Genomic DNA, 12,248 nt, shown 5'->3' with positions numbered 1-12,248 from the left:
CAGCTCTCTAGGCAGTAAGCAAGCTGGTCACCCTGACCGAGGACGACACCGAATGTTCAGGACAAGGTGTGGGCGCAAGGGCCCGGCGCGGAGCCGTGGGAGGGGTGGTAGGCGTCCCGCATCAGGCGCGCTGCATGTCGGCCATGACGAGCATGCGCGGGTTCGCGGGCGGTCGAGGACCTTCTCCTTCATGTCGTCGAACGACGCCGTGGGGTTCTCGTACCACAGCCACATCAGTTTCGCGGCGTCCATCGTCGAGCCGCCACCCACCGCGATGGATCCGAGCGGCGCGAACGTCGTAACCTCCGCGGGTCCGACCCGGTGGGCGTCGCCGGTCGTGTCGACGCCGATGTCGTCCTGCGACATGGTGCTGCTCATGCCGGCCACCTCTGGGACGGAGAAGGCATCGATGGACGGCTCACTGACGCAGAGGGTGCCGGGAAGGTTCACCGATCGGCCGCGCGTCCCGACCGGGAGATGCCGGTAGGGCCCGGACACGAGGAACTCCGCTGCCGGGTGGGCCGGCCGTGCACCGGCCCGCATGTCAGAAGAGTCGGCTTCCCGTCTGTGTACGCGGTGTGAGCGCCATGGGCGGAGCCCGCGACGTTCGCAAACGCGAATTTCCGGCATCCGGCGTGGGACGCTGCGATCCACTGGACGTGAATCTCAGGATGACCGGGGGCGAGAACATGACTGGTGCTGATCACGCGGGGGCGGGTCCGGAACCTTCCGCGCGGCTGGACGAACTCAAGTGGGGGCGCTCGCCTCAGGAGGCCGACGAGGTCGGACTCGCTTCCCTGCTGATGGCGCTCCAACTGCTGGCGGACGACAAGGACCGGGAAGGCGCGGTCAGCGCGTCCTGGAACGCGGACACCCCGCCGTCGGTGCAGGCCATCAAGTCAGGCGCGACCGCCATCACCCGGGCGATGACCAAGTGGGTCGGCGGCGCGGGCGGTGTCACCGCGGCCGTGTCCGCGGGAGCCGCGATCGTCGCGCAGGTGAATCATCTCGGTCAGGCGGTCGTGGTCGCCCTGATCGGCAGCGCGGCGCTGCTGGGCAGTGGCGTGGCGATCGCGTGCGCCCTGCTTATCAGCGGCGACCTGAGGGCGCGTGGTGAGGCGACCGCCGCCCGTCATGCGGGCCGTGCCGAGGTCGCATCGGCATTTCTGCGGGCGACGGCGACCACCCCGATGGTGAATCAGGTGCACCAGACGGACATTCTGTTCGCGCTGTCCTCGTTCCCCGGCAAGGTACGGCTGATAGCCAAAGGGGACAATCACGCGGAGCTGGCGACCGGCATCCGCACCCAGTCGGATCACCGGGTGCAGATCGGCACGAAGTCCGGTGACTGGAAGTTCCTGGAGGAGATCGAGGGCTACACGACCAGCCCGTGACCGGTCAGCTGGCGGCGAGGCGTTCCCGGTGCTGGCGGTTGATCTCCATGAGCAGGTCCAGGGCGTCCCTGGCCCGGGTGAGCTCCTGGATGTTGGCCGTGATCCGGTCCCGCTCCTCGGTCAGCCGCTGCCATGCGGTGTCGGCGTTGTCCGCGCTGGGCGCGTCGACGCAGGGGAGCAGCTCGGCGATCGTACGGCTGGAGAGCCCGGCCGTGTACAGGCGCTGGATGAAGCGCACCCGGGCGATCTCCTTGTCGGTGTAGTGGCGCTGGCCGCCGGGGCTGCGGGTGCTGGTGAGCAGCCCCTGCTCCTCGTAGTAGCGCAGCGAACGCACACTGACCCCGGCATGCTCCGCGAGCTCACCGATCCGCATGGTGCCTCCCTCGATGTGATCCGCCACGCAATGCTTGCATCTGACGTCAGTGTCAGGTCCTAGCGTAGCGGCACGCCCGATTCGGCGGGCGTGACCGCTGGCCGCTCACCCGGGGCCGGTGGCCCCCCCCCGGTGCGGCTCCTGGAAGGCATCTATCCATGACGACCCTGTTCGACCGCTTCCCGCTCGGTGAGTTGGTCCTGCCCAACCGCGTGGTCATGGCCCCGCTCACCCGGGTCCGTGCCGCGGCGGGCGGTCTGGCGACGCCGTCGATGGCGACCTACTACGCCCAGCGCGCCACCGCGGGGCTGATCGTGACCGAAGGGGTGCAGCCCAGCGTCGTCGGCCAGTCCAACCCCGGCACCCCGGGCCTGCACACCGACGAGCAGGTCAAGTCCTGGCTGCAGGTCACCGACGCGGTGCACACCAACGGCGGGCGCGTCTTCGCCCAGATCATGCACGGCGGCCGGGTATCGCACGAGGAGACGACCGGGATCCAGCCCGTCGGCCCGTCGGCGGTCGCGTTCGAGGGGGAGATCTTCACCCCGGCCGGGCGCCGGCCCGCGCCGGTGCCGCGCGCCCTGGAGACCGCGGAGGTGCCGGAGCAGGCGCACTCCTACGCCGAGGCCGCCCGGCGCGCGATCGACGCGGGTTTCGACGGGGTGGAACTGCACGGCGCGAACGGCTACCTGATCTCGCAGTTCCTGTCCAGCTCGGCCAACCTGCGTACCGACAGCTACGGCGGTTCGATCACGAACCGGATCCGGTTCGCCGTGGAGGCCGTCGTCGCGACCGCCGAGGCGGTGGGCGCGCACCGTACCGGGATCCGGCTCTCGCCCGGCGCCGGGATCTGGGGCGCGACGGAGACCGACGTCCCCGAGCTGTACGCCGCGCTGCTGGCCCAGCTGGCGCCGCTCGGACTGGCGTACGTGCACCTGGAGCTGACCACGGCCGAGGAGGTGCTGGTCGGGCTGCGCAGGGCCTGGCCCGGCACGCTCATCGTCAACCCGGCGTTCCCGATGGGGCCGAAGAAGGCGGACCGGGCGGACGCCGACCGCTGGCTGGCGCTCGGCGCCGACCTGATCAGCTTCGGGCGCGCCTTCATCGCCAACCCGGACCTGGTCGAGCGGCTCCGGCAGGGCCTGCCGATCGCCGAGGACGACCAGAGGACCTGGTACGCGGGCGGTGACCAGGGGTACATCACCTACCCCGCGTATCAGCACGCGGCCTGACCGGCCGGGTGGCCCCGCCTTGCCGAGTGACTCGCAGGAACTCGGCAAGGCGGGCGGCCGCCGTGGGCGAAGTCCCTGGTCGACGGCCCCCCGCATGTCATTCTGAGTCGCGGGGGGCTCGCATGGAGTTCGGGATTCTGCGGCGCGAACGCGCGGGGGCGTTGCACAACGGATGGCGGTCCGGGCTGCTCGTGTTGACGGTCCTGCTGGCCATCGTGGCGGCGATCGCGGATCTGCTGACCCCACCGGACGTGGTGTTCTTCTGGCTGGTCCTGATCGCGCCGGTGCTGGCGGCGACGTTGCTGCGCCCGTGGGCGGTGACCCTGGTCGGACTCGTCGCGTTCGCGATGGTCTTGATCATGACGGCGCGGCACGGGCTGGCGGGGACCACGGCACAGACGCTGCGCCTCGGGGTGATCCTCGCGATGACCGTGCTCAGCGCCGCGTTCTCCTACCGGCTCGGGATCCTGGAGAAGCGGGCGCACCGCGGAGCCCAGCATGAGTCGACGCTCGCCGCGATCGTGCACTCGACTCAGGACGCGGTCATCACCACCGACCTCGACGGCACCATCGTCACCTGGAACGAGGGCGCGACGCGCCAGTACGGCTGGAGCGCCGAGGAGGCGATCGGGCGCGAAATCGCCCTCGTGTACCCGCCGGACCAGCTTGCCGGGCTGCCCGAGACCATGGCGACGCTGCGCGAGGGCGGGAGCATCGGCGTGCTCGAGGCGCGCCGGGTCTGCCGGGACGGCACGACCGTCGACGTGTCGGTCAGCATGTCCCCGATCCGCGACCGCCGTGGTCAGGTGGTCGCCATCGCGTGCATCGAACGCGACGTCACCGTCCTGAAGCGCGCCGAGGAGCAACGCCGCCAGATCATGGAACGCTCGGCGCTCGCCGAACGGCTGGAGTCCCTCGGGCAACTCGCCGGCGGCATCGCACACGACTTCAACAACCTGCTGGCGATCAATCTCAACTACCTCGACTTCGTTCTGGAGCAGACCACCGACGCCGACGCCCACCAGGACCTCACCCGTGCCCGCGCCAGCGCCGAACGGGCCCGCGAACTCACCCGGCAGCTGCTGCTGTTCGCCCGGCAGGAGCCGGGCGACAGCGAGATCATCGACCTCGATGCGGTGATCGAGGATGCCCGCGCCCTGCTCGGGCGCACGATCGGCGGTCACATCGAGCTGATCGCCCGCCCGTCCCCGCAGCCCCTGTCCATCCGCGCCGACTGGGGGCGGATGGAGCAGATCCTGCTCAACCTGGTGATCAACGCCCGCGACGCGATGCCCGACGGCGGCACGGTCAGCATCGAGGCCTCCGCCGTCCAGCTCGACGACGACCCCGACCGGCTGCCGCCGCTGCCCGCAGGTCCGTACGCACAGCTCCAGGTCAGCGATACGGGCATCGGGATGACCCCGGAGGTCGCCGCCCGCATCTTCGAGCCGTTCTTCACCACCAAGGCCAAGCAGCACGGCACGGGACTCGGGCTGGCAACGGTGTACGCCATCGTGACGGAGGCGGGCGGAGACATCTCCGTGTCGTCGGAACCGGGGATCGGCACCACGTTCCGGATCCTGTTGCCCGCCGTCACCGCCGACACGGCAGCGCAGGGAGATGCCGCCACGGCGGTGGGAGGCAACGTGGGGCGGCGCATCCTCGTCGTGGAGGACGACGCGGAGGTCCGGCGGATCACCGTACGGATCCTGGAGGGCGAGGGCTATCAGGTCAGCCAGGCCGAGCACGGCCGGGCGGCGCTCGAGCGGATCCAGCGCCGCCCGTTCGACCTGCTGCTCACCGACGTCATCATGCCGGAGATGTCCGGGTCCCGCCTGGCCGAGACGGTACGCATCCAGTACCCGGGCGTCCGCATCCTGCTGATCTCCGGATACAGCGAGGAGACCGCCAAGGTGCAGCATCTGGTGCTGGACGGAATCCCGTTGATCCACAAGCCGTTCACCGCGGACGAGTTGCTGGACGCCGTGCGCCAGGCGCTGGGCGTGACCACGAACTCGGCGTGACCACGAACTCGGCGTAGCCCTGACCGGCGAATACCGGTCAAACCACGTGCAGTCGGGCGCGCTTCCCACGGTTTGCCGTGTCCGGCAACAGGTGCGGACATCCGGGCCACGGGTGGTCGGCCGAGAACATGCGCCCGGGTGGGTCGATCGGATGTGCCGACCCCGCCATGTCGACGACCCAGGTGGGCGGCCGGGCAGGTGCATAAGCTCCCGGCAGGTGCGTCGATCGGACATCAAAGACGAAGTACGGCAATTCTGAGCTAGCGCAAATAACCCCGCAAACCCGGTTTGTCGGATCTCTGAGGGATGCGAATCAAGAGGCAATATGCGTCGTGGGGAATGGTTGCCCACGACATATTTATGCGTTTCGGCCCGGTAGCCTTCGCCGCGGAGACGACCCGTACGCGAGGAGAATCATGACCGCCGCACCGTCCGGCAGCCCCCGGCTACCCCGCCGTGGATTGCTCACGCTGGCCGCGTTGGCGACCCTCCCGGCCGCGTGCTCCCGGGCCTCCGCGGTCGCCGACCCCGCGCCGACGCCGAGCACGCCGAGTGCCACGCCCGCCGGTGCGGTCACGAGCGCCAGCCCCGCCGCGAGCGCCAGCCCCGCCGCGAGCGTCGGTACCGCCACGGCGACCACGCGGCCCGCCCCGTCGGCGTCCGCCACCCCGACCGGGTCCGCGTCGCCCGGTGGCCGGGGCAGCACGGGCCACTCCGGATTCGGCGGCCCGGTGCCGTTCGAGCAGGGCAAGGTGAAGCTCGGCGCGTACCTGAGCCTCAGCGGGCGGTCGTTGTCGTCGAGCATCTCGCTGCGCCGCGGCCAGCTCGGCCGCGACCAGCGCATCGTGCACGCCTTCTACGGCTTCGGCGAGCGGCTGCAACGGCCGTCGATCGGCGACAGCACGCTGCTGGCGTCCTGGCACGGCGTGCCGTACTCGCGGATCAACGGGGGCGGCTCCGACAAGCTGATCGCGTCGGCGGCCCGGGACCTGCGCGGGCACAAGCGGCCGGTGCTGCTGCGCTGGGGCTGGGAGATGAACGGCGACTGGTTCGAGTGGGGCGGCGCGAACAACGGCCAGGACACCGCGGGCTACATCCGGGCGTGGCGGCGGATGCACGACATCTTCCGCCGCGAAGGGGCCGACAACGTCGCATGGGTGTGGAGCCCGAACTGGAACTCCGGGCCGAACACGTCGTGGAACAAGATGCAGCGCTACTACCCGGGCGACGCGTACGTCGACTGGGTGGGTGTCTCGGGCTACAACTTCTACCAGGAGTCGCCCCGGACTCTGTTCAAGCCGGTCGTCAGCGCGTACGGCGGGAAGAAGCCGATCATCGTCACGGAGACCGCGGCGATCGACCACGGCGGGAACAGCAAGGCCGACTGGATCGCGGATCTGTCCGCGTACGTGAAGTCGACGCCGCAGATCGGCGGGCTCGTGTGGTTCGACACCGACACCCACGACGCGCCGCACAACTTCCGGATCGACACCAGCGGCTCCAGCCTCGCCGCGTACAAGGCGCTGGCCCGCAGCTCCCGTTTCGCCGGATAGGAAACGAAAGCTGCGGGCCCGCCGTACTCAATTGCGGTGGATCGTGAACGTGGTGGTCGGGTTCTCGATGTCGCGGTGGTTGTTCGCCAGCTTCAGGTTGGTGAAGCTCACCTCGCCCACGGCCGGGCCCTGGCCCGCCTCGGGCATCGGGTTGGCCCAGATCCCGAAGCCGGACTTGGCGTCGAACGCGTCACCGCTGCGCTGCGCGCCCGTGATGGTGACGTTCGTGAACGTCGTGTCCTTGATCGGGAACTGCGGCTGGCCGCCCACGTAGTTGGTCTGGAACATGATGCCCGAGTACGTGGGGTCGATGATGTCCACATTGCTCACCCGGATGCCCTGGAACACCTTCGACGCGGAGAACACCCAGATCGCGGGGAACGTCTGCGCGCCCCAGAAGTGCCCACCGGCCCGGACGCTGGTGATGTTGTCGAAGGAGGTCGGCGGGTCGGCGCCGAAGCCGTTCATCGGGATGCCGAAGTCCAGCGAGCTGATGGTGATGCCGGAGTACACCAGCGTGTCCGCGATGTAGATGTTGCGGAACCTGTTGTTGTACCCGCCGTACACGGCGACCCCGGCAGCGCGCCAGGTGAGGATCGCGGTGAGGTTCTCGTACACGTTGCCGGTCTCGTCGGATCCGCCCGCGTCGATCGCCGAGAACAGCGCGAAGCTGTCGTCGCCGGTCGCCCGCGCCTCGTTGTTGACCACATGGTTGTCCGTGCTGCCGTTGGTCATGTTGACGCCGTCGGCGAACGTGTCCCGGATCCGCGAGTTGCTGATGGTCATCCGGTCGGTGTTCGCGCCCCAGTACAGGCACACCACGTGCTCGGCCCAGATGTTGTCGATCGTGATGTCTGCGATGTTGCTGAAGTCGAACACCTTGCCGGGACCGTCCCGGCGGATCGTGTAGTTGCCGAAGAACGCGAAGTTCCGGAACGCCGAGCCGCCCGCGCCGCTCTGCGCCGAGAACCCGGCATCGGTCTCGGTCTGGTCGGCAGGGGTGAACAAGCGGGTGTACCACGGGCCCGCGCCGACGACCTGGATCGCCCGGCCGAACACCTGGAACTTGCCGGTGGTGCGGTAGTCGCCCGCGGGCAGGTAGACCCCGGCCTTGGTGGTGTCCATCCGGGCCGTGTCCAGCGCCGCCTGCACGGCCTGCTGGTCAAGCCCGGACGGGACCACGTACTTCGCGGGGTCGGGGTTCGCGATCGGGGCGGCCTGTTCGGTGTTGATGAAGTCGATCGCGATCGGGCCCGGGTTCCCGCCGTCCTTCTGCAGGCGGATCGTGCTGCCCGCGGCCACCGTGCCGGTCAGCATGATGTTCGCCTCGTCGTAGATGTGCCGGGCGCCGGTGCCCGAGTTCTGCGGGTTGGCCTCCTCGCCGTACAGCCACGCGTACTTCGCGGTGAGCGGCAGGGTGCGGTTCAGGGTGCCGTCGACGTACACGTTGATCGAGCTGGTCGTGCCGTCCGGGATGGAGAACCGGGCGACCAGCGTGTTCGTCTTCGCCTTGGTGGTCCACTGGACGGACGCGCCGGTCTGGTTCAGCGTGACGGCCCGCCGCCCGGAGGCTTCCCCGGCGAGGTCGCCGATGGTGCGGTTCGGGCCGACGACCTGGGCACCGCCGCCGAGCTGCCCGTCCTCGGCCTCGTAGACGTCGTAGGGCATGTTCGCCCCGCGACCCACCAGCAGCGGAGTCTCGGTGGTGTTGTTGGCTTTCCGGTCCGGCAGCTCGCCGGGGTCGTCCGCGATCACGGTACGCACGGAGTACCGGCCGGTGGCGGCCGTCCACGTGCCCACGGAGATCGGCGGTGCCGAGGCGCCGGGCGCCAGCCTGCCGGTGTACGTCCCGGTCAGGGTGCGTACCGTGGTCGATCCGTTGAGGATCGTGACCGTGACGTCGTGGGCGCCGGACGCGGTGGCGATGTTCCCCGCGTTGCGCAGGGGCACCGAGAAGGTGACCGGGTCGCCCGCGGCCGGGTTGCCCGGTGACCAGGTGGCGGCACCGACCAGGTCGGCGGTCTCCGGTTCCGGCACCGGGGTGCCGATGACCTGGAACTCCGCCACCTGGCCGCTCGGCGCCCCGGTGTTGGCGGTGAAGCTGAGTCGTACGTCCGCGACGGTCGCGCTGACCGCGACGGTGACCGTGCTGCCCGAGGCCGGGTCGAACCGGTACGTCGCGGAGTTCACCAGCGTGGTGAACGCGGTGGCGTCGCTTGCCCGCCCCAGGATGGAGAACGTCTGCGTGCGCGCCGCCCAGAGGGGATCGGGGTTCAGCTTGACCACGACGGCCTTCGTGACCGCGTCGGCGCCCAGCTTCACGGTGAGGTTCGCCGGATACGCGCTGCCCTCCCAGTAGGTCGCCACGGTGCCGTCGTTCGCGTTGGTGGCCACGAACGAATACACCGCGGACGACGCCTCGATCGGCTTGCCGGTCGCGAGGTTGGTGCCGCTGGGCGGGGGATCGGTGGGCGGTGGGGTGGTGGGCGGTGGGGTGGTGGGCCCGTACACCTCGAGCTCGGCCAGCTGGCCCGCGGGCCAGCCGGTGTTGGCCGTGAAGCTCAGCCGCAGGTAGCGGGTGGTGGTCGCGGGCAGGTCGACGGTGACGGTGTTGCCGCTCACCGGGTTGAACGTGTATCCGGCGCTGGGCTTCAGGTCCGCGAAGGACGAGCCGTCAGTGCTGCCCGCGATGGCCAGGGTCTGGGTGCGGGTCGCCCAGGCCGTGGCGGGTGGCAGCCGCAGGACGGCCTTGTCGACGCCGACCGCCGCGCCGAGGTCGACCTGCAACCACTGCGGGAACGCGTTGTTGGCGCTCTCCCAGTACGTGTCCGGGTTGCCGTCCCCGGCCCTGCCGGGCTGATAGACGTCGGTGCTGCTGCTGGCGGTGAACGCCGTTCCGGCCGCCCGGTTGGTCTCGGCGGCGTGTGCGGGAGCGGTGGCGGTGAGGGAGGCGGCGGCGACGACGCCGGCGAGGACGGCCAGCAGGCGCCGGAGCCGGGGACGGGATGGAGCGGGGCGGTTGGCCATGGGATCCCTTTCGTCAGGTGGCCACGTGGTGGGTCAGTTCCGAAGGCGCAGCCACACCGCGGTGTCCGGCGGGAGCAGTTCACCGTCGAGAGGGCTGCTGGCCAGCAGGCGGGTCTCGTGGTCCGGCAGTGCGATCGGGGCCGCGGACAGGTTGACGACGCAGGCGAACCCGGGGCCGCGGGTGTACGCGAGCGCGCCCGGCGCGGTGGGCAGCCACGTCAGCTCCGGGGTGTGCAGGCCCGGCTCGGCCCGGCGCAGCCGGATCGCGGTGCGGTACAGCTCCAGCATCGAGCTGGGATCACCGCTCTGGGCCGCCACGGTCAGGTCCTTCCACTCCGGCGGCTGGGGCAGCCACGGCGACCCGGCCGCGCCGGTGGGGGAGAAGCCGAACGGCGGCTCGTCGCCGCTCCACGGCAGCGGCACCCGGCAGCCGTCGCGGCCGTGGCCGGAACGCGCCCACATCGGGTCCTGGCGCAGCGCGGGCGGGATGCTCTCGTGTTCCCACAGGCCCAGTTCCTCGCCCTGGTACACGTACGCGGCACCGGGTAGCGACAGCGACAGCAGGGCGGCGGCCCGGGCGCGGCGGGTGCCCAGCTCCAGGTCGACCGGGGTGCCCTCGCGTTTGGTGGCGAAGCTGAACGTGGTGTCGCTGCGGCCGTACCGGGTGACCTGGCGGGTGACGTCGTGATTGGACAGCACCCAGGTGGCGGGGGCACCCACCGCGGCGTGGACCTGCAGGGTCCGGTCGATGCACGCGCGCAGCAGGGCGGGGTCCCACGCACAGCCGAGGAAGTCGAAGTTGAATGCGGCATGCAGCTCGTCCGGGCGCAGGTAACGGGCGAACCGCTCGGCGTCCGGCAGCCACACCTCGCCGATCAACGCCCGGTCGGGGTAGCCGTCGGCCAGGCGCCGCCAGGACCGGTAGATCTCGTGCACCCCGGCCAGGTCGTGGTACGGGTGCGGGCCGTTCTCGGGCACCTCGGGCAGTGCCGGGTCCTTGAAAAGCAGCGCCGCCGAGTCGATCCGGATGCCGTCGGCGCCCGCGTCGAACCAGAACCGCAGGATGCTCTCGAATTCGGCGCGCACGTCCGGGTGGTCCCAGTTGAGGTCGGGCTGCTCGGGCGTGAACAGGTGCAGATACCAGTCGCCGTTCGGGGTGCGGGTCCAGGCGGGCCCGCCGAACTCGCTGCGCCATCCGTTCGGCGCCTGGTCGCCGGGACGGAACCAGAAGTAGTCGCGTTCGGGGGCGTCCGGCGCGGCGAGGGCGGCCGCGAACCAGGGGTGGTCGGCCGAGACGTGGTTCGGGACGATGTCGACGATCAGCCGGATCCCGGCCGCGTGCGCCTCGCGGATCAGCGCCCGCGCCTCGGCCATGGTGCCGAACACGGGGTCGATGTCCCGGAAGTCCGCGACGTCGTAGCCCGCGTCCGCCATCGGGGACGGATACCAGGGACTCATCCAGATCGCGTCGACGCCCAGGTCCGCGAGGTGCCCCAGGCGGCGGCGCAGGCCGGCGAGGTCGCCGATGCCGTCGCCGTCGCCGTCCGCGAAGCTGCGCGGATAGATCTGGTAGATCACCGCATCGCGCCACCAGTGGGTAGCCACGGTCACCTGCTTTCCGGTTGGGTGGGAGGGTGAGCCCTGGCGTCCGGCCCTTGCCGTGCGGACGGGTCAGCCCTTGAGCGAGCCCGCGGAGAGCCCGCCGATGATGCTGCGTTGGAAGATCAGGAAGATCGCGATCATCGGTGCGCTGGCGATCACGAGCCCGGCCAGGAACTGCGTCGGCGGCACCTGGCTGGTATTGGCCAGCCGGCTCAACGCGACGCTCAGGGTCTGCGAGTCCGGGTCCTGCAACACCAGCAGCGGCCACAGGAAGTCCTTCCAGATCCCGATGATCGCGAAGATCGAGACCACGCCGAGGACCGGCCGCGACAGCGGCAGCACGACCGCCCACAGCACCCGCAGCCGCCCCGCGCCGTCGATCTCGGCCGCGTCCAGCAGGTCGTCCGGGATCTGGTCGAAGAACCGCTTGAGGACGTAGATGTTGAAGGCGTTCGCGGCGGCGGGCAGCCACAGCGCCCACGGCGTGTTCAGCAGGTTGACGTGCAGCAGCGGCACGTCCGTGACGGTCAGGTACGCCGGGACCAGCAGTGCGGCAGCGGGCAGCATGAGGCTGGCCAGCATCGCCGCCAGCACCACCCGGCCGAACGCCGGGCGCAGCTTCGACAGCGCGTACGCCGCGGCCACGTCGACGGTGAGCTGGACGAGCCAGCCGCCGAGCGCGTACCCGACCGTGTTGAGGAAGTACCGGCCGATCCGCATGGAGTCCCACGCGGTCGCGTACGTCCCGGGGTGCACGGTGTGCGGGACCAGGGTGGGCGGGTTCTGCGCGAACTCCTGCGGCGACTTCAGCGCACCGGTCGCCATCCAGTACAGCGGGAACAGGAAGACCAGGCAGAAGGCGACCAGGGTCAGGCCGAGCACCACGAGGTAGGCGACGCGGTGCCGGTCCAGGTCGACCGCGGAGACCAGCGTGCGGGTGGCCGGGCTTCCCGAGGCCGGTCGGCGGCGCTTGCGGGCCGGTCGGTCCGCGGGCCGGGTGACCGGCGTGGGCGGTGGGGCGGTCAGGGTCATGGGTGGCTCCT

General features: G+C 70.6%; 9 protein-coding genes. 4 read left to right on the top strand and 5 right to left on the bottom strand.

Going from position 1 to position 12,248, the window contains the following annotated elements; all coding sequences use genetic code 11:
- Nucleotides 1-27: 27 nt before the first annotated feature.
- Nucleotides 28-378, bottom strand: a complete 351-nt coding sequence (locus tag ACMCNO_RS25485; RefSeq protein WP_412751975.1) for a hypothetical protein — start codon at nt 376-378, stop codon at nt 28-30.
- Between the two features lie 311 nt (nt 379-689).
- Between ACMCNO_RS25485 and ACMCNO_RS25480 the strand changes: the two genes are divergently transcribed.
- Nucleotides 690-1,394 carry a hypothetical protein gene (locus ACMCNO_RS25480; protein WP_412751974.1) on the top strand — a complete coding sequence of 235 codons (705 nt, stop codon included), beginning with the start codon at nt 690-692 and terminating at the stop codon, nt 1,392-1,394.
- Between the two features lie 4 nt (nt 1,395-1,398).
- Here ACMCNO_RS25480 and ACMCNO_RS25475 read toward each other — a convergent pair whose 3' ends face one another.
- A complete protein-coding gene (locus ACMCNO_RS25475) occupies nt 1,399-1,767 on the bottom strand; it encodes a MerR family transcriptional regulator (RefSeq protein WP_412751973.1) in 369 nt (122 codons plus the stop codon).
- A gap of 158 nt (nt 1,768-1,925) precedes the next feature.
- Here ACMCNO_RS25475 and ACMCNO_RS25470 point away from each other — a divergent pair, with 158 nt between their 5' ends.
- From ACMCNO_RS25470 to ACMCNO_RS25460, 3 genes are all read left to right on the top strand, one after another.
- Entirely contained in the window at nt 1,926-2,999 is a 1,074-nt protein-coding gene (locus ACMCNO_RS25470) for an alkene reductase (RefSeq protein ID WP_412751972.1), read from the top strand.
- Between the two features lie 122 nt (nt 3,000-3,121).
- Nucleotides 3,122-5,023: a PAS domain S-box protein gene (locus tag ACMCNO_RS25465; protein ID WP_412751971.1), complete on the top strand. Its 1,902-nt coding sequence runs from the start codon at nt 3,122-3,124 to the stop codon at nt 5,021-5,023.
- A gap of 416 nt (nt 5,024-5,439) precedes the next feature.
- On the top strand, nt 5,440-6,576 hold the full coding sequence (locus tag ACMCNO_RS25460; RefSeq protein WP_412751970.1) for a glycoside hydrolase family 26 protein: 1,137 nt from the start codon (nt 5,440-5,442) through the stop codon (nt 6,574-6,576).
- 27 nt (nt 6,577-6,603) lie between these two features.
- Here the strand turns inward: ACMCNO_RS25460 and ACMCNO_RS25455 are convergent, their stop codons facing one another.
- From ACMCNO_RS25455 to ACMCNO_RS25445, 3 genes are all read right to left on the bottom strand, one after another.
- On the bottom strand, nt 6,604-9,603 hold the full coding sequence (locus ACMCNO_RS25455) for a discoidin domain-containing protein (RefSeq protein WP_412751969.1): 3,000 nt from the start codon (nt 9,601-9,603) through the stop codon (nt 6,604-6,606).
- A gap of 33 nt (nt 9,604-9,636) precedes the next feature.
- Nucleotides 9,637-11,208 carry a glycoside hydrolase family 13 protein gene (locus ACMCNO_RS25450; RefSeq protein ID WP_412751968.1) on the bottom strand — a complete coding sequence of 524 codons (1,572 nt, stop codon included), beginning with the start codon at nt 11,206-11,208 and terminating at the stop codon, nt 9,637-9,639.
- A 66-nt stretch (nt 11,209-11,274) separates the two neighbouring features.
- On the bottom strand, nt 11,275-12,237 hold the full coding sequence (locus ACMCNO_RS25445; protein ID WP_412751967.1) for a carbohydrate ABC transporter permease: 963 nt from the start codon (nt 12,235-12,237) through the stop codon (nt 11,275-11,277).
- Nucleotides 12,238-12,248 lie beyond the last annotated feature (11 nt).

Source organism: Krasilnikovia sp. M28-CT-15 (genome assembly GCF_047159595.1).
Taxonomy (GTDB): Bacteria; Actinomycetota; Actinomycetes; order Mycobacteriales; family Micromonosporaceae; genus Actinoplanes.
The sequence above is the reverse complement of the archived record's forward strand: the minus strand, read 5'-3'. Positions and strand labels throughout refer to the sequence as shown.

Excerpts from the sequence above, each read along its gene's own strand:
- ACMCNO_RS25485 (WP_412751975.1), bottom strand. The coding sequence starts at position 378 with ATGAGCAGCACCATGTCGCAGGACGACATCGGCGTCGACACGACCGGC.
- ACMCNO_RS25480 (WP_412751974.1), top strand. The coding sequence starts at position 690 with ATGACTGGTGCTGATCACGCGGGGGCGGGTCCGGAACCTTCCGCGCGG.
- ACMCNO_RS25475 (WP_412751973.1), bottom strand. The coding sequence starts at position 1,767 with ATGCGGATCGGTGAGCTCGCGGAGCATGCCGGGGTCAGTGTGCGTTCG.
- ACMCNO_RS25470 (WP_412751972.1), top strand. The coding sequence starts at position 1,926 with ATGACGACCCTGTTCGACCGCTTCCCGCTCGGTGAGTTGGTCCTGCCC.
- ACMCNO_RS25465 (WP_412751971.1), top strand. The coding sequence starts at position 3,122 with ATGGAGTTCGGGATTCTGCGGCGCGAACGCGCGGGGGCGTTGCACAAC.
- ACMCNO_RS25460 (WP_412751970.1), top strand. The coding sequence starts at position 5,440 with ATGACCGCCGCACCGTCCGGCAGCCCCCGGCTACCCCGCCGTGGATTG.
- ACMCNO_RS25455 (WP_412751969.1), bottom strand. The coding sequence starts at position 9,603 with ATGGCCAACCGCCCCGCTCCATCCCGTCCCCGGCTCCGGCGCCTGCTG.
- ACMCNO_RS25445 (WP_412751967.1), bottom strand. The coding sequence starts at position 12,237 with ATGACCCTGACCGCCCCACCGCCCACGCCGGTCACCCGGCCCGCGGAC.